The following is a 16,709-nucleotide window of genomic DNA, read 5'->3' as shown; positions in this document are numbered from 1 at the left end:
CTTTAATTTATAGTTTGTTAATGTATCCGGTCACCTCTCGGTGTCATGGATTTTATAATTTCTGCTTCTGCATGAAGCAGCTCTTTCCAGCGTTTTCTCACATCCGCAGCGGGTATGTACGTTTCAGCCAGTTCAATAAACGTACGGTAATGGCCCGCTTCTGAAATCATCAGTTCGCGGTAAAATTTCTGTAAACTTTCTTCTTCGAGTGATTCCGAAAGCAGCTTGAAACGTTCGCAGCTTCTGGCTTCGATCAGGCCGCAAATCAGCAGCTTGTCCAAAAAAGCAGCCTCATAATCGCCTTTGTTCCGGACCAGTTTCAGCAGTTCACCGACATATACATCCTTTCGCTGGCGCCCGAGCGGGATATTTCTCTTTTTCAGTTCTTTTAAAACGCGCTGGAAATGACCCCATTCTTCCGCTACAATCGGTGTAAGCACTTCCACCATTTTTGCTTTTTCGGGATAATGAACAATGAGCGTTATGCAGCTGGAAGCCGCTTTCTGCTCACAATAAGCATGATCGATCAGAATATCACCGATCTGCATGGCTGCAATATTGGTCCAGCGCGGATCGGTAGGCAATTCCAGACCTAACGTGGTGAGTGGCACTTGCATGACTTTGGAAATTAGCAGTTAATCAAACATCGGCCAGTTGACGCCGAAAGAAAACGCACGCGCAAGTCCGAGGTATCCCGGCGTTACATAATACCCTTTCGGAAATACCCCGAACTGACCGCCCTGATTCAGGTAAGACATTTTAAAAAACAGCCGCACACGCTTGATCCGCACATTGGCAAAACCGTCAATAACTACGTTCTGTTCCAGCCGCGTTTCGTTCTGTAAGTGAAATTGCTGTGTTACAGGCATATACGCATCAGCAAAATAAGCAGAACGGTAACGGGCAGCAAGTCCGAGCTGAATAAAAAGTACTTTGGCGTATGTAAAATCAAATGTAACTTCTCCGCTGGCAAAATACGTCGGGATTCGCAGCACATCGCTGTTGTCATTCAGCGTGAGATAGCCCATGGTTGTAAAGTTCCATCTTTTCAAATGAATGCCGGAGTTGAAACCGATTCTCAGTAACCTGAAACCGGAGTTCAGCTGTTTCGGTACCGCCGAAGTATCATAGTAAATATAATCATTAACCTGATGAATCTGAATTTCAGGAACAAAGTTGATCTTGCTGGTTTTTAAAGGCAGTGAAGCATAAACCGTCTGTACTTTGGTCGGGTCTAAATTGGTTCTCCACGCAAAATGATTGCCGAAATAACGCTGTACAAGCAGATCCGGTGCAGTTTGTATGCTCTGGAAACCTGCCTTTCCCCAGCGGGTGTTCAATTCGCCTTTCAGCCTGTATTCCACATTCTTGGCCAGATTGAGCTCTGCTTCTGCCGTGAGGTATTGCAGGGAATCTTTGAGATAATACCCCGCCCATGCACCGATGATGTTATCAAATCTTAGTCCCGTCCGGTAAGTCGCAGTCGGTTTTCCGGTTTCATTTGCCAGCTGACTGGCCGCTCGCATGCCGTACAGTCGCTGGCGTACGAAAGCGCGGTAATTGAAACCGGAATAATATCCTTTGATACCGACCTTGTTATCGACCAGTTTGTAATAAATATCCTGTCTTGTGCTGTCGGAAGTAAACCTGGATACCGGATAGACCAGTTTTTCAACCCCGCGCGAAATGTCCAGATCCGTAAACCGGTTGATCACACTTTGATAATCGGCCTGCTGAAAAAGCTGAAATCCGTTTGCAAGCCGGTACTGCTGGTAAATGTGGAAAACATGGCGTCTTTCCCACGAATTGGCATCATCGCTCGTCCGGGCTGCGCCGTCGTAGGAGAAATCCTCAACAACCCCGTCTGCACCGACATTCGGAATGACACCGCCCTGTTCACGCACTTTCTGGTTCATATGGCGGTAATGCGCAAGGATTAGGTATTTTTTATCCTTGGAAAAAAAGCTGGTGTGCAAAAGCAGCGTCCAGTTTTGCCCCAGAAAAGCACCTGAATTCAGCGTATTGACAAATCCGTACTGTTTGTTGGAAGTAAGCCGCTGTACACGCAGGCCGAAATTGAAACGGGAGTGCACGTTCTGGGTATAGGCAAAACTGCCGAGTGACGTTTTTTTGCCACCCGAAATAAAGTTCAGCTCGGTATGCTGCGAGCGCGTATCCACATACTGCACTTCATCCTGTTTGATGGCATAAGCATCGTAAGCGCGAAAGCCAAGCTGCGTGCCGATATCTGAACGAGGCTCAAAAAAAAGATTCCGTGTAGCCGTGACCGTGTTGCCGAGATCCACCAGTTTTCCCCATGAACGGTCCAGCGGCGTCCAGCGGTGAAAGTTGGTGAGGCTGGTATCCACGCGGTACCGTACCGAATCCCGGTTATTCAGGATGTCGTTTTCATAAAAATGAAGCGTTGTCGCAGGCCCGTAAATGTTTTTGGTACTGTCGTCCAGAATGGCGCCACCGCCCTGCCCGCCGCCACCGGAACCACCACCACCGCCACTGGGCATCTGCATTCCGCCGGGTAATCTAACCTGTGCACTGGCATGAGGTGTAAAAAGGAAAAAGCTGCATACAACACAGATTAACAGATATAAAGCAATTCTCATAGAGGCATTATCATTCAGCCGGTTCAATTAATCCGGCAGTCTTTTGTGTAATCCAATGGTTAAACAGAGCCGTATCATTCCCGAAATTGACCGTAACAGGAATGTAGGCAAAGCGCGACGCATGTCCTGACTGTTCGGCCAACGGCTTTAATTTCACCATATCTTTTTCAGTCGTAACCACAAAAGTATCGTTTTTTAAGTACTTAATAATCTCTTCCACATCCCTTGGACCATAATTGTAATGGTCGGGGAAAACCACTTGATCTATAACGTTGAAATGACTGTCAAGATATGCATGGAACGGTTTCGGATTAGCAATTCCTGCAACCATTTTAACTTTCTTTAACGCCACTTCCCCGCCGGTATAGCTCAACGGCGCCGCATAATCCGTAAAGGCAAAGAAAACGGGGCTTTCTGGCTTTCCGTAAACCAGGATCTTGCTGCGGATTAATGCTTTTTCATCTTCGGAAAGGGCAGGAGGGCATTTGGTAACAATAATCGCGTCGGCTCTTTTGGCACCGTTTCTTCCTTCCCGGAGCCTTCCGCCGGGAAAAGGCAGATCATCATAAAAGGGCCTGTTGTAATCACACAAAAGCAAATTGACATCGCGGACAATGCGCTGATGCTGATAGGCGTCATCAAGCAAAAGCAATTTGGTTTGAGGAAACTGCTCCGCGATGCGGGCGGCGCCAGATAACCGGTCTTCGCAAACGGCTACCACAATTCCGGGATAAAACTTGGTAAAATACTGCATGGGCTCGTCGCCGATTTCAGAAGCATCGCTGCTTGACGAGGCCAGCCTGAAACCCTTTGTTTTGCGGCCGTAACCCCGGCTCAGGATTGCAGTCGGGATCTGGGATGAAAGTATTTTGGCAAGGTACTCAACAAGAGGCGTTTTACCCGTTCCGCCTACGGTCAGGTTGCCGATGGAAATGACGAACTGAGGTGCTTTTTCAGAAGTGAAAACGGCATAGCGGTAACCCATATTCCGCAGCCATGTTATGAATCCGTAAACCCGGGAAAAAGGTGTTAAAGCAGTTTTTAACCAAATTTGTTCTTTCATACCTGATGCATAATTACGTAATTTTTATCTAATATTGTGCCCCTGAAAAAAAACTGATTCCTCAAACCATGTCGTTAAAAATTGTGTATAAGCCGCATTTGCTTCAGTTTCGCAGAAAAGCGGGCACTTCCCGAGGTGTACTTACACAAAAAACTTCGTGGATTCTGATGGTTACAGATCATGAAAAACCCGGCATTGCGGGTTATGGTGAATGCGGTCCGCTTCCCGGTTTGAGCGTGGACGATCTGCCGGATTTCGAGCCGCAGCTTGCATCCGTTTGCAGCCTGTTCAATGAACTGGATCTCGAAGTATTTCCTTTTAATCTCGGCATCATACTGGATCAGCTTGTACCGCAGCATTTGCCTTCTGTCCGTTTCGGGATTGAAACGGCTTTGCTAGACATCATGAATGAAGGACAGCGGGTTTTGTTTAAAAACTCCTTTTCAGACGGTGAAAACGGCATATTGATGAACGGACTGATTTGGATGGGTTCACACGATCAAATGGCCGAACAAGTGGAGGAAAAGCTGGACCAGGGATTTACAACCCTGAAAATGAAAGTAGGCGCCATTGAATTTGAAAAAGAATGCCGCATACTGGAATCCATACGCAATAGGTTTGACAAACAGCGTATAACGTTGAGAGTGGATGCCAACGGCGCTTTTGATGCAGGGAATGTCAATGAGCGGCTTCGAACTTTATCCGGATTTGACCTGCATTCCATTGAACAGCCTGTAAAAGCCGGCCAGCATGAACTGATGGGCGAATTATGCCGGACGTCACCCGTGCCGGTTGCACTGGACGAAGAGCTGATCGGCATTTTCAATTACCGGGACAAATTTTCCCTGCTCAAAAAACTGATGCCGCCCTTTATCATTCTGAAACCAACGCTGCTGGGCGGTTTTCAGCAGACGAAGGAATGGATTGAAATTGCCAACCGGCTGGAAATTCAATGGTGGATTACATCGGCGCTGGAATCCAACATCGGCCTGAATGCCATTGCACAGTTTACCGCTTCCTTCCAGAACACACTTCCGCAGGGTTTGGGAACCGGCCAGCTTTATACCAACAATTTCCCGTCCCCGTTGAGCGTCAGAAGCGGCCATTTATATTACGACAGAAATACCGGCTGGGAACTGCCTGTAATCGGCTGAACATGTTCAGACAAATATGAATTTCTGAGATCAGCTGTTTGCCCAGTCAACATCCTTGCGTAGCCAGTTCAGCGTTTTCTGTTCCTCAGAACCTTCTTCCGGTTCAAAGCTGTATTCCCAGTTGGCCTGAGGCGGCAGGCTCATCAAAATCGATTCCGTTCTGCCGTTCGTTTCCAGTCCGAATTTCGTGCCGCGATCCCAGACCAGATTGAATTCTACATAGCGGCCGCGTCTCAGATATTGCCATTGTTTTTCTTTTTCTGTAAAAGCATCATTTCGGTGCAGTGCCATAAAGTGCGTATAAACCGGAGCAAAGCTGTTTCCGATTTCCATGACAAAATCAAAAAGTGCTTCTTTCGAAAGACCTTGTCCTTTTCCCGGCAGGTCAGGTTTGAGATAATCAAAGAAAATGCCGCCTATGCCGCGCGTTTCCTGGCGGTGTGGAATGTAAAAGTATTCGTCAGCCCAGCTTTTGAAATCAGGATAAAACTGCAGATGATGTTTGTCACAGGCATTCTTAAGACAGTTATGAAAAAACCGTGCATCATTTTCAACGACGTAATGCGGTGTAAGGTCAATTCCTCCGCCAAACCAGCAGATTCCGTTGCTCAGTTCAAAGTAGCGGACATTCATGTGAATAATCGGTACACGCGGATTCTGCGGATGCATGACGATGGAAACGCCGGTTGCCGCAAAGTGAAAATCATCCTTTTCGCCCAGATTCATTTGTTGCCTGAGGCGTGGATGTACCTCACCGCGCACACTCGAAAAATTGACACCGCCTTTTTCAATTACACTGCCGTTCTGGATCAGTCTGGTTCTTCCGCCGCCGCCGGAATGATGTTCCCATAGATCTTCCCGGAATTTTCCCGTGCCGTCTTCCGCTTCAATGGCCTTGCAAATCTGATCCTGTAAATTTTTGAAATTCAGTTCTATATCTTCAACTTTCATTTTGTCTGTCATCATAAGAGTTCAAAATTACTATAATTCTCGTTCAGACGGTAAATTTCAGGATTTTGACATCAAGGTTGGTGTTAGCGAAAGAAGTGGTCATACTAAAAAGCTGCTGACTTTCAACTGTTATCCCGTAGCCCGCAGCTGAATGCTTAAACCGGTTGATAAATTCAAATTGCATCAAAACCAGATTGTAAAAACTGATCATCAAGACTGCTCAGGAATGTAAAGCGGAATGTACATCATGCTATTTTGAATGGATTTCGGGACAGGTTGCTTTTGGAAGCTTTGAACTTTGAATTGGTTATGAAAGTAAAATGCGTTGGAAGATTTTAAAAAATATAAGCTTCTCACGTTCAAACATGTAATACGGAGAAAACTGCCTTTTGGCAATTTTCTCGGAACAAAGAGAACTTTACTGCATCGAAATTTGTAAATTTACATGCAACCGGATTTGCATAGGCGGTTGAATGCTGTTTGCAAATGCAGTTGTATCAAATTGGGGGTGACTGGAATTGACAGCGGGCTGAGGTTCTGTGTGTAAGCATGTCGGGAGTTGAGAGTACCTCCCGGAAATAATATTCTCAAACAATAAATGGCGAAAATACTTACGCCATGGCTGCTTAATCCGGAGGATTAACCAAATGCCATCATCTCTCCACCCTACGTGCTGCCGGGTGGGTCCAGAGGTGTCGAAACGCAGCGCTGGTTGAACTATTGATGCGTAAATTCAACGAGACACCAGTATCTAAGGCCATGACGCGGGTCCGCCGTGTACCTTGTCAGGCTCGAAAATCTAATCACGGATAAGCATGTAGAAGGCGCAGGGTTTCCCTGTTCTGGACCGGGGTTCGACTCCCCGCATCTCCACAAGATCCCAAACTATGACGTTGAAGCAGAGCTAACTACTCTGCTTTTTCTATTTTAGGCCATTACCGTTAAATAAGTTTAACCAAAACTGAAGACCACCATAATGGTAACTAGTTTCGAGTGGTAGTCTTTTCTGACTCTATCACAACCTAACTCGTTAAAGTATGTTTATTTCTTCAGTGAACCACTCCATCAGAATGCGGATCAGATTCGTAATCCGGAAAGTAAGAACCAATTCAGCCGGCGTATGTCCGCTCAATTGTAGAATCACCATCGACGGCCAAAAGGCTACTGAGTTTGCAACGGGCGCAGCAGTAGACCCCAAAAAATGGGACAGTAAATTTCAAAAAGTAAAGGGGGCATCACAGGCGGCTATCGACCTAAACCGAAGAATTGACATTATCAAAACGGAATTGGAAGGTGTATATCTTTCAGCAAGGTCGCGGGGATTAAGATTATCAGCCAATGAGATCAAGGACATCTACACGGGCAAAAAAGAACTGGCTTGCTCCTTTGTCAAAATGACAACGCTTTATCTGGAGGAGCTAAAAATTAAGAACAGGTCCATCGTTACAGTAAACCGTTACAAAAGATGTTTCCTGTACCTGAATCAGTATCTGGGCAAGGACATGAATGTGGCCAGTCTGGAAAAAAGGCATGTAAGCGGGTTTTGGCGTTGGCTGAAAGAAAAGGGGTATCACAACGATTATTGCAACAAGATTGTGCAGGCATGCATCGGGTTGTTCCGGTTTGGGATGCGAGAGGGATACGTTGAAAGAAGTCCTTTTGCCGGTGTGAGTCTGGAATGGAAGAAAGAGCTGGACACAACCTGCTTATCAAAAGAAGAACTCGGGCTGCTTGAAAATTATCCATGGAGTGACAAGCTGCAAAGGGTAGTGGATAGCTTTTTGTTTATGTGTCATACAGGGCTGCACATTGGCGATTACATCGAAATAGGGGAGGATTCGTGCTATACATACAATGAAAAGCAGTTTATGAAAGTGAAAAGAATCAAGACCGGCGTTGAGGCGATCTTTCCACTGGATAACTTCGCGGTCAGTCTAATCAATAAGTACGGCGGCTGTGACAAGATGCCGAAGATTTCCGGCCAGAAATCCAATGATTATTTAAAGGTCATTGCCGAGGCGGTAGGCATTACCAAGAACCTGACCAATAAAATTGCCCGGAAGACATTCACCGACATTTGCCTGAACGAATACGGTTTCAGCGATGAAGTGGTGTCAACCATGCTCGGGCACACATCTACCAGACAGATAAAACATTACGGATCTATCAAAGAAAAAAGGATTCTAAAAGAATGGTCAGATAAAGTAGATGTTGCATAATTCAGTATTATACATCAACAATTGAGAACAAAAATGGCCGTGAGTTATGATGCTCACGGCTTTTATTATGAAAACAAGCGAATCAATAGAAGTTACAAAGCGGTTTTTTCAGGCTGTTGATCATTTGATCAAAGAAAAGGAGTTTGATGGTGTCCGGGATTTCTGCCGAAAGTTCGAAATGAACACAGGCTACTATTACAATATGCGGAATACGCCGGAAACACATTCTGTCAAAGTGGATCAGCTGGTCCGGATCGTTAAAACCTACAATGTTTCCGCTACCTGGCTGCTGATCGGTACCGGCTCGATGATGGTCAGCGAAGATTAAGGTTTTCTAATTGTTGTCGAATAGTGAAACGGCCCACCATTTCTGCAATTCTATATCAAAACTCAAAGTAACGGCCATACCTCCCTGTATTAAGAATGGGGAATCATTTACAGCCATGGTGCCAGTGGGAAGAAATAAGTTATTAAAAGCGTTATTCCGGTTGATGATTGTTATTGTTTTTCCATCGCCCAATACAAACCGGTTCCCAGTCGTGCGAAGTATAAGTATACATACTCTTTCGCCCGTTGGATTGACATAGACCATATCGTACAGACTTGGATCAAAGGTGAGATTCTGGTTGTTCATATCTATTCTTAATGATTTCTTGCCATTAATCAGGCTTTGTCCTAAGAATGAAATACCATCAAATGCGTAAATAGCCCAATTTAAGAATCCGGCTATGGCATTTTTGGCATAAAACACGGCTCCGTAATTATCGCCTACACTGTTAGGCTCCGTTGCTCTAAACAGTGCTGCTCCTTTTCCGCCGTATGTTCCCGGAAAAACATTTGAGCCGATCATGACCTCGGTTTTTTCAGTGGCATCTGTGGAGCGCATGATAATGTATGCATCACCTGAGTCATTGATGATACCGCCGCCCTGTATAGTCCACTTGCCGATCATGCCTTTTTCTGCAAACATGCTTCCGTCTGCCAGCGCGCGCCATGGTGCATTATTCCGGTTTGCGTAAGGAGCACCGGCCCATAAACGCACCAATCCATCAAGCGCATTGTTTGAGCCTGCAATGCCGGCCTGCCCAATATTGTTTTCATTCATCATTTCCAGCCGCTTGCGAAGAAATCCTTCGCCGGACTGCAAAACCCTGAATGGCGCCAAGGCTCTGTTTGCAAATCCGGCTCCTGCCCAGAAACGAACACTGTCGGCTGCTGTTCCATTTCCGGTAATACCGGCCAGTACGCTTCCACCTTCTCCTGCAAGCTGGATGGTGCCGGCAGTTATGATCCCTTTTATAATGGTAGCAACAGTGCTATCGTAAACCGTTGCCAATTCCCAATCGAGCTGATTATAAGATCCGGTCAGCCTTTCGGTAATACAGCGGAACAAATCAACTCCGTTGGTCCAGAGATCACCTTCTGAGTATGGCGGGAACGGTGTAGGATGTGCTGCCGAGGAAATAAAGATTGTGCTTTTGCCGTCTGCCGATTCTTTGGCCTGACTTGCCAGAAGCAGAGCCTGGGTAATTCTATCATCAGAAACTTCCTCCCATGAAAACACATTGTTTTCAACCCGGAACCGGTATGACTTCTTTGAAACGTTATCAAAGTAATTGTCGCCTACGTGTTCGGTTTTAAGCTCCAATGTATTCCAATTGATAGCGGGTTCGTTGCTGAGCGTGGGTGTTCCGTTCAAAAACCAGTTATCAACCTTTCCATCGGTCTGTTCCGTGACAGCATCAATCTGTGCCAACAATTCGGTTTCCAACTGCTTGATGGATTTGTTCTTTCCGTCTGTTCCGCGGAATGTGATGTTGCCGCCAATTTCCCCGGTATCCAGATCAAAATATGTACTTCCGTCGGAGGATTTGATTTGTCCTGTTGTAATCCAGCGGCCAGATATCAGAGTGAATCCGTATGTCAATGAAATCTGTCTTGTATTGGTGACAGTATCCACACTGTTGAGCATCCCCATCAGGAAATGATAGTGAACCGGGTCCTGCTTCGTCTTTATCTGCTGGTCACTGAATAATATGGTAGCAGTATTTTTCTCAACAGAACATTTTGCATAGACAAACTTGAAGTTGTTGTCTCCGAACGTGACGGTCTGAGCGTTGAAATTCCAAGTCCTGATGTTGTCTTTTTCAATGGTCAAGTGGACCAGCTGCCCGGCCGTATACCTGAGCACGTTCTTGTTGCCTTGAAAGTTAGGCATGAAAACAGCATTGATGATCTGGAACTGCTGCCCTTCTGTTCCGAACAGTGCAATGGCGGCTTCCAGCGTTTCTGCTTTGATTTTCCCATCTTTCAGGTATCCATCCGGATCAAAGCTTTCATTGATCAGCTCCCGCGCAGACTTCCAGTTTTGTTTTGCAGTTACCGGGTTGCGAAGATCGTTGAGGGTAACAATGTTATTTAGCTGCTTGACATCGGAAAGCACGCGGGAAATTGTGGAAATCTGGTAAGAGTCCGCTATTTCAATAGTATACTTGAAAGGGCTGAGTACGTCACGTGTAAATCGGATCACACGTGAAGCCTTATTGATGTTCAGGTCAGCATCCTTAATCTGGATGAAATCGCCCAGGCTAAAAAAGTTTGGTACTGTGCCGGGAGCCGTTTTGTTTCTCAGGAACTGAGGATCAATGTCAAGCGAGTACTGAACCAGCGGCGATTTGTTTGCGTCGAGGTACAGCCTCGCTTTGGTCCTGAGTTCTGCTTCTGCGGTTGTAACGTAAATTTCCGGCATGGTAATATCCAGAATCACATACTGATCACCTACATTAATATTGAATGGAGCCGGGCCCGGAAACTTGACGCCTTGTTCATCTTTGAAAGGAACCAGCACAAAAGCTTTTACTTCTGGCGTGTAGCCACCGTCTGCAAGCTCAAATTCATAACCTGCCAGATTTCCTGTGTTGAAATGAATCTTTGCCGACTTGCCAGCGATCAGGTATTTGGTTCCGTTTTCGTCTGATTCGTTCAAGTCAAAGTTCATGGTGCTATCAAAGAACATTTCGGCATCAAGGCCTACCTGCGTAACGACACCGATGCGCTGCGGCTTTACTTCATCAAAAGTCTTTGAGCCTTCAATTAATCCGAATGCGGCAATAGCAGCTGTATCTTCGATGTAATCGGTACCGCTGCCGGGCTCACCAATCTTTAAACGGGTTGAGAAGTTACGATAACCCGGCTTTAAATTGTCTGAGGAACCAGACGGATACAGCCTTGTTACAATAGTGGATTCTTTGACTGATCTTCTGGTAAGCGTATAAAGTCCGCGGCCTTGCCCGTATTCGTAAACGTCGGTAAGAATCTGGCCGGCTCTTCCTACATTGATTGTTTTAACGTTCCCGTTCTGCAGAATCTCGAATTCTACTTCAAACTCTTTACAGATCGTCTGTTGAAGCGCTTCAAGGCAGTTGGCTGTTGAGAAGGTCAGTGTCTTAACATCAGTTTCCAGTATATCACCTTTCAGCCATTTGCCGGGCCCGAATGTTCTGTTGCAGTTGTAGATCAGCACACTGATGAACATATCCAGATTGCCGGTCAGCGAGAATTCACTTCCTCTATATGTACCTGTGGCATCGGCATCAAAGTACTGGCTGCTGAGAAGTTCGTACTGTACACCTTCAAACCGGCATTTATATAAGTACTTCCGGCTTCCGGTTTTCTGTTCTTCCGGCAGGACGTTCAAAGTGTAGTAATTGCCGAAAACTTCAATCTTCATTCCAAGCACCATTTCAAGATGCTCGGTAGACTCAAAGTCAACATCCACCACATCCTGACCAAGCAGATCACAGGACTGAACCGCTTTGGTGATTGTCGTTAAAGGATAGAGCCGTTTGACCGGATACAGTGTTCCGTCCGGTTGTATTATTGTAATTTGCTCCATACCATAACCGCGTTGTGTGTGAATGCAGTGATGTTTTCAATGACACCTGCAATGACTATATAATATGTACCCGGAGCATCGTATTGATGGGTAGCTGTGACTGCTGTTCCGAATACGTTTGGTGTAAACTGGCCATCACCCCAATAGATGTTCAAGAGGTCTGGACAAGTCAAGGTAATTTGTACATTGGGTGTGTTGTTATCAACTTTGATGTACCTCAGAATACGCTTGACCGGCTGTTTTTCGGTCATTCTCAATTTGAAAGAGCAGGGAGTGCGATAATTTCGCCACTTCATTTCTGAAAAATCAATTCCGGCTTTATGCGTGACTTCAAAGGGCAATGTCAATCTCGCATTAATTTCCACCATGAGCCGCTGCGTGCCATTTCGCTGAAACTGATCCTTGATATTTATAATGGTTTCCATCATAGCATCTGCATTCTCAGCGAAGAACCAGCAGTCTAATTCAATATCGCGCACATCATACCTGACAGCTTCCACGTCTTCGAATTTTCCATGCTGATCTTTCCAGTCGTATTCGTCATTCGACTTTTTGGGAAGCATGTCAACAATCCCTTTTGGATTTGGGCCAACCGTGATCCCTAAGGATTTGAAGTCAACACCGTTTATAGAGAATTTCACGGTTAGTGTGGCGTTTGAAATGATTGGTGTTAAATCGGAAGAAGTATATGCTCCTCCGGTAAGTATCTTGAAGTCGTCAAGGTAACAGCGGCCGGCATCATTGAATCCATTAACATTCAGCAGACAGAATCCTGTCGGAGTGCCCGCCAGTGCTGATTTGGTGTCTTTTGCTTTGCCGTTGACGTAGGCAGTGTATATGCCGTTCTCATGCGTCAAAGCAACATGCGACCACACACTTAAGGTAGAATACAGGTTTACTTTCAGGAAGTTATTCAGGCCGGGAAACTTGATGAGGAAGTAACTTTCTGCTGAGCCCAGACCATGAGATTCAGCCATTACCCAGAACATGACCGTATAAGTTTGGGTTAGGTCAAAGAGCTTTGGTTTGATTTCTGCATAGCCATTGCCCGGGAAGTAAACACAGTTTCCTTCCCTGCCTTCTATGAACCGGCCTTCATAAACATCTGCATGATGTGCGCCGGGAGCATAATCATAAGCAATATCTGATTCGTATGGTTCATCAAAAGGAATATAGAGAATTTCGGCCATTTAAGTGTGTGTTTCACACAAATTTAGCTTTTAATGTATACAAATACAATACGAATTTTGTATATTAGTGGTCAGAACTTTTGATATTCAATGGTTTCATAATAAAGTGTGAACACTAACGAGGCGGGTTCTGCTCGCCTCGTTTTTAACTTTTCAGAAGTATGCATATAATATTAGCCATCGGTGCATTCGTGATTTTTTCGGTTTGGATATTCAGGAAGCAGATAATCGACTGGCTGGATAATAAATAGATTTTACCATTGCGGATTTAGTTAAGAGAAAGGATCTGGTATTTTACCGGATCTTTTTTTACTTTAGTGGTACAAAGTATAATTTTAGGTAAATTCTATAAAGAGAGTGGGCTATGCCTGTTCTCTTTTTCGTATACACACCATTTAAGGAAAGTATTTGTCTTATAATAGGTTAACTGTCAATTAATTTATCTACGTTTAGCAGACTTTACGTCGATATCGTGAAAGTAATTTTAAATGAGAGCAGGCATTGCCTGTTCTTTTTTTTGTGGTATAATTATTTTACGAATTATTTCTGTACTTCAATAGAAGTATTATTAGTTTAGGATTTACATGTGGTTGTTATAAAAAATAGCAGGTTGTATCTGCTATTTTTTTATACGCCATATTTATCAAGAAGAAGCTGGTAATTTGCTATATATTCTTGCAAGAGGGCGAGTTTTTCATAAGCATGCTGAAGCATCTTTTTTGCTTTCTGTGCTGCATTGTCACTATTCTTTTCGCTCTCAAGGTCATCTACTATGTGCCTTATTTTCAATGCAAACTTATCATCCTGGTATTTTGTTGCAAGTGCGATTTTGTCATCTAAGTAAGCTATATCCATTTTGAAATTTGTTTGCACCGCATTACAAAAACTGTACCAGTTAAGTACATGATCTATAATTGTTGTGAAGTGCATTGTATTTGTATACACTTCTCGTTGTTAATTAAATTAAGTTCTGAGGAATAATTGCATTTGCCAGTTAGTTGAGTCAGGCATAAATTACTCACAATGCAATCGCCAAGAATTTAAAGAGCGGAAAACAAAGTAGTACGGTTTTTATATTTTGCACTAATTTTGACAGAGTAATCAATTAACTAAAACCGCAATTGAAATGTTAGAAGTAGGTAAAAAGTACAAAGTTACTGACCCAGAAATGGCCATTGCCAAAGGCCAGAGTACAGAAATTGAAATTGTTGAAGAGAAAGAAGGTATGTTTCGCGGAGAAAATGACTGTTGGTACTTCTCAGATGGCAAGTGTCGTTCAGAGCCTGGTATGTGTGAATCCGATGCTATACAACTAATAGCGGACACTGTGGGTTGATTACAAGCGCTGCTACAGAATAGTACATTGCTATCAAAAATAAATTTAATAAAAGTGTATTGTATTTGTATACGACTTTATTACATTTGTGACATCATAGTAATGACTTAGTGAGTATCGCAGCTTATTAACTCATTGCCCGAAACACTCGACATGTTTCACCTGCCCACATTTCTGCGATGATGTGGGCTTTTTTATTTTTTTATGGGCATCCATTTGGAAATACAAAATTGTTGTATACCTTTGAAGTGCTCAATTTTCACTAGGCAGTGCATGCTGCCGTTACATACTATCGGCATTTTTTTGTGCCTTATATTTCCTACAGATACCGGAAACGGTGTCGTAGCTATTCGTGAATGGTTTGAACACCATTGCCTGGTGAAGGTTGAGCACACGGAAGAGCGCGACACCGTTTTTTTTGTTGCGCGTTTTTAAATGTTCACTTTTTCTTAACATTAAACGCTCAAAATCACCATGTTACAAAAAGCAACAAAAGTAGCTGCAGACTACAACGAGTTCAAACCAAGTGCAGAAGTAATTGCCGAATTCTTCAACTACTGCGGCACTGCAAAGAAAATTGAAGCCACCCTTTGGGATATGCTTCAAGGAAGTCTTACAAATCCAGAATTACCCACCGAAGCAGAGCAGAATGCCGAACAGCTTTTTCTTTTCAGAAGATTGAAAGAGCTTCTTGAAGCAATCGAGCCAGTTAAATTCAACTCATCTGACCTTGAAAAGAACTGAGCTATGAAAAACCGGATAGAAGCAAAATCAAGAATCCCGAAGTCAAAGCACCCGAAACTTTCAAGTCTGAAAGGAAATTTTATGCAGGATGCAAGGCCAACCGATAATTCAATCATTATTTACTCTTTTAACACACTATTACAATGACAGAATTAGTTTCAAACCACAATGGAATGCCAACAACCGACAGCTTGAAGGTTGCTATCAAATTCAATAAGCAACATAAAAATGTTCTTCGAGACATACGGGCAATCCTAGCAACAGAACAATTTGTAAGCGGCTCAAAATTGAGCGCCTTGTACTTTATTCAGTCTGAATATGTTGATTCTAAGGGCATCACTCAGGAGTACTTTATAATGAGTCGAAAAGGTTTCACTCTTCTTGCGATGGGCTTCACTGGAGATAAAGCACTTGCCTTTAAGATCGAATACATTGAGGAGTTTGACAGGATGGAAGAGCAAATCAAGCAGCTTAGCCAACCAAAAGAACTTTCCCGAATGGAGATTCTCAGAATTGCAGTCGAGGCCGAAGAAGAAAACCTGAAGCTGAAATCTGAAATCAAGGTGATGACTCCCAAGGTTGAATATGTTGATAAAGTGCTGCAAGCATCCAATAACTTCACAACTACGGAAATTGCTGACGAACTTGGAATGTCTGCGATAAAGCTAAACAGATTGCTTTGTGAAAAAGGAATTCAGCGGTCACATGATGGCCGTTACGTTCTTCTGGCAAAGTATCAAGGGAAGGGTTACACGCAAGTTCGTACCCATGACCGAGTCAGCAAGACAGACGGCAAAATCTACACTGAACATTTAATGGTGTGGACTGAATATGGCCGCGTTTTCCTTCATTCGGTTTTCAACCCGAATCTTTCTTGGAGTGCTGCTAATCAGAATGTATTATCAATAGCGACTGGCGGGTAATTACCGTTAAATAAGTTTTTATTGTTCACATTTGTAGAAAAGGTTACTATTACTGGTAGTAACCTTTTCTTTTATGGTGGCGTTTGTAATTGTTGCCCTCGTATTTGTAATAATTATTGCGTTGGTTTTGTGGAATAATCCTAAGAAACTGGCAAAGTCCATTATTATCAAGCAACCCGAGACTTCCAATTTGCCGGGAAAAAATATAAGAATCAGTGTTAAAGATGCAGAGAAGTATTATTTGAAAGGCATTAGCGATCCTGCTATGAGCACTGACTTAGATATGGCTATAATAAATGGAGGTAAATATATTTACATCAGCCAAGAAAGGTTGGATTTGTTAGAAGCGCGACTTAAGCAACGGAATGGCTTCGACAATGACTTGGCAAAACTTACGCAACTAAAGTATAATGCCCACACATTTGAGAAAGACAAGATGCTCAATGAGGCATTTGAGGCTTATAAGGTTTTGATAACTTTTGCCCATAATAGCCCCTACCTTCAAATTAACAGTTATTCTCACGACATGAATAGATTCAGAATTGTAAGTAATAAATTGAAAAAGAAGGAAGAGTACGAAAAATTTATGTCAACTATAAAATTCGACCATTAG

14 protein-coding genes and 1 other RNA gene are annotated in these 16,709 nt (G+C 43.8%); 8 read left to right on the top strand and 7 right to left on the bottom strand.

Features of this window, described 5'->3' with window-relative positions; translation table 11 throughout:
* Window positions 1-17 precede the first annotated feature (17 nt).
* The 3 genes from FEM33_RS01765 to lpxK form a co-directional block, all read right to left on the bottom strand.
* Window positions 18-617: a MiaE family protein gene (locus FEM33_RS01765; RefSeq protein ID WP_139010406.1), complete on the bottom strand. Its 600-nt coding sequence runs from the start codon at window positions 615-617 to the stop codon at window positions 18-20.
* An 18-nt stretch (window positions 618-635) separates the two neighbouring features.
* Window positions 636-2,528, bottom strand: coding sequence for a putative porin (locus tag FEM33_RS01760; RefSeq protein WP_229214037.1), 1,893 nt, complete (start codon window positions 2,526-2,528; stop codon window positions 636-638).
* Between the two features lie 103 nt (window positions 2,529-2,631).
* Window positions 2,632-3,684, bottom strand: coding sequence for a tetraacyldisaccharide 4'-kinase (lpxK, locus tag FEM33_RS01755; protein WP_139010404.1), 1,053 nt, complete (start codon window positions 3,682-3,684; stop codon window positions 2,632-2,634).
* A 68-nt stretch (window positions 3,685-3,752) separates the two neighbouring features.
* Here lpxK and FEM33_RS01750 point away from each other — a divergent pair, with 68 nt between their 5' ends.
* Entirely contained in the window at window positions 3,753-4,838 is a 1,086-nt protein-coding gene (locus FEM33_RS01750; RefSeq protein ID WP_139010403.1) for an o-succinylbenzoate synthase, read from the top strand.
* Window positions 4,839-4,868: 30 nt separating this feature from the next.
* Here the strand turns inward: FEM33_RS01750 and hemF are convergent, their stop codons facing one another.
* Window positions 4,869-5,804 carry an oxygen-dependent coproporphyrinogen oxidase gene (hemF, locus tag FEM33_RS01745; RefSeq protein WP_229214036.1) on the bottom strand — a complete coding sequence of 312 codons (936 nt, stop codon included), beginning with the start codon at window positions 5,802-5,804 and terminating at the stop codon, window positions 4,869-4,871.
* Between the two features lie 489 nt (window positions 5,805-6,293).
* Here hemF and ssrA point away from each other — a divergent pair.
* The 3 genes from ssrA to FEM33_RS01730 all read left to right on the top strand — a co-directional run bounded on the left by ssrA (window position 6,294) and on the right by FEM33_RS01730 (window position 8,336).
* Window positions 6,294-6,665: a transfer-messenger RNA gene (ssrA, locus tag FEM33_RS01740) on the top strand.
* 194 nt (window positions 6,666-6,859) lie between these two features.
* The gene (locus tag FEM33_RS01735) at window positions 6,860-8,008 is read left to right on the top strand and encodes a phage integrase SAM-like domain-containing protein (protein WP_161597048.1); all 1,149 of its coding nucleotides are present in this window, start codon (window positions 6,860-6,862) and stop codon (window positions 8,006-8,008) included.
* Window positions 8,009-8,075: 67 nt separating this feature from the next.
* Complete coding sequence (locus FEM33_RS01730; RefSeq protein WP_139010401.1) at window positions 8,076-8,336, top strand: hypothetical protein; 261 nt, start codon at window positions 8,076-8,078, stop codon at window positions 8,334-8,336.
* A 6-nt stretch (window positions 8,337-8,342) separates the two neighbouring features.
* Here FEM33_RS01730 and FEM33_RS01725 read toward each other — a convergent pair whose 3' ends face one another.
* The 3 genes from FEM33_RS01725 to FEM33_RS01715 all read right to left on the bottom strand — a co-directional run bounded on the left by FEM33_RS01725 (window position 8,343) and on the right by FEM33_RS01715 (window position 13,948).
* The gene (locus tag FEM33_RS01725; RefSeq protein WP_139010400.1) at window positions 8,343-11,903 is read right to left on the bottom strand and encodes a phage tail family protein; all 3,561 of its coding nucleotides are present in this window, start codon (window positions 11,901-11,903) and stop codon (window positions 8,343-8,345) included.
* Window positions 11,885-13,093: a LamG-like jellyroll fold domain-containing protein gene (locus FEM33_RS01720; RefSeq protein WP_139010399.1), complete on the bottom strand. Its 1,209-nt coding sequence runs from the start codon at window positions 13,091-13,093 to the stop codon at window positions 11,885-11,887. The genes FEM33_RS01725 and FEM33_RS01720 overlap by 19 nt, the downstream gene beginning before the upstream one ends.
* 627 nt (window positions 13,094-13,720) lie before the next feature.
* Window positions 13,721-13,948 (bottom strand): hypothetical protein, encoded by a 228-nt coding sequence (locus FEM33_RS01715; RefSeq protein WP_139010398.1) that lies wholly within the window; start codon window positions 13,946-13,948, stop codon window positions 13,721-13,723.
* A 271-nt stretch (window positions 13,949-14,219) separates the two neighbouring features.
* Between FEM33_RS01715 and FEM33_RS01710 the strand changes: the two genes are divergently transcribed.
* The 4 genes from FEM33_RS01710 to FEM33_RS01695 all read left to right on the top strand — a co-directional run bounded on the left by FEM33_RS01710 (window position 14,220) and on the right by FEM33_RS01695 (window position 16,709).
* The gene (locus FEM33_RS01710) at window positions 14,220-14,429 is read left to right on the top strand and encodes a hypothetical protein (protein WP_139010397.1); all 210 of its coding nucleotides are present in this window, start codon (window positions 14,220-14,222) and stop codon (window positions 14,427-14,429) included.
* A 474-nt stretch (window positions 14,430-14,903) separates the two neighbouring features.
* A complete protein-coding gene (locus tag FEM33_RS01705) occupies window positions 14,904-15,173 on the top strand; it encodes a hypothetical protein (protein WP_139010396.1) in 270 nt (89 codons plus the stop codon).
* A gap of 143 nt (window positions 15,174-15,316) precedes the next feature.
* A complete protein-coding gene (locus FEM33_RS01700) occupies window positions 15,317-16,096 on the top strand; it encodes a Rha family transcriptional regulator (protein ID WP_139010395.1) in 780 nt (259 codons plus the stop codon).
* A gap of 73 nt (window positions 16,097-16,169) precedes the next feature.
* Window positions 16,170-16,709: a hypothetical protein gene (locus tag FEM33_RS01695; RefSeq protein ID WP_139010394.1), complete on the top strand. Its 540-nt coding sequence runs from the start codon at window positions 16,170-16,172 to the stop codon at window positions 16,707-16,709.

It is taken from the genome of Dyadobacter flavalbus (assembly GCF_006149045.1).
GTDB classification, from domain to species: Bacteria; Bacteroidota; Bacteroidia; order Cytophagales; family Spirosomataceae; genus Dyadobacter; species Dyadobacter flavalbus.
Note: the sequence above shows the minus strand (reverse complement) of the source record. Positions and strands in the feature narration are given on the sequence as shown.

Excerpts from the sequence above, each read along its gene's own strand:
- FEM33_RS01710 (WP_139010397.1), top strand. The coding sequence starts at position 14,220 with ATGTTAGAAGTAGGTAAAAAGTACAAAGTTACTGACCCAGAAATGGCC.
- FEM33_RS01760 (WP_229214037.1), bottom strand. The coding sequence starts at position 2,528 with ATGCAGATGCCCAGTGGCGGTGGTGGTGGTTCCGGTGGCGGCGGGCAG.
- FEM33_RS01715 (WP_139010398.1), bottom strand. The coding sequence starts at position 13,948 with ATGGATATAGCTTACTTAGATGACAAAATCGCACTTGCAACAAAATAC.
- FEM33_RS01705 (WP_139010396.1), top strand. The coding sequence starts at position 14,904 with ATGTTACAAAAAGCAACAAAAGTAGCTGCAGACTACAACGAGTTCAAA.
- FEM33_RS01750 (WP_139010403.1), top strand. The coding sequence starts at position 3,753 with ATGTCGTTAAAAATTGTGTATAAGCCGCATTTGCTTCAGTTTCGCAGA.
- hemF (WP_229214036.1), bottom strand. The coding sequence starts at position 5,804 with ATGATGACAGACAAAATGAAAGTTGAAGATATAGAACTGAATTTCAAA.
- FEM33_RS01725 (WP_139010400.1), bottom strand. The coding sequence starts at position 11,903 with ATGGAGCAAATTACAATAATACAACCGGACGGAACACTGTATCCGGTC.
- FEM33_RS01765 (WP_139010406.1), bottom strand. The coding sequence starts at position 617 with ATGCAAGTGCCACTCACCACGTTAGGTCTGGAATTGCCTACCGATCCG.
- FEM33_RS01730 (WP_139010401.1), top strand. The coding sequence starts at position 8,076 with ATGAAAACAAGCGAATCAATAGAAGTTACAAAGCGGTTTTTTCAGGCT.
- FEM33_RS01695 (WP_139010394.1), top strand. The coding sequence starts at position 16,170 with ATGGTGGCGTTTGTAATTGTTGCCCTCGTATTTGTAATAATTATTGCG.
- FEM33_RS01700 (WP_139010395.1), top strand. The coding sequence starts at position 15,317 with ATGACAGAATTAGTTTCAAACCACAATGGAATGCCAACAACCGACAGC.
- FEM33_RS01720 (WP_139010399.1), bottom strand. The coding sequence starts at position 13,093 with ATGGCCGAAATTCTCTATATTCCTTTTGATGAACCATACGAATCAGAT.
- lpxK (WP_139010404.1), bottom strand. The coding sequence starts at position 3,684 with ATGAAAGAACAAATTTGGTTAAAAACTGCTTTAACACCTTTTTCCCGG.
- FEM33_RS01735 (WP_161597048.1), top strand. The coding sequence starts at position 6,860 with ATGCGGATCAGATTCGTAATCCGGAAAGTAAGAACCAATTCAGCCGGC.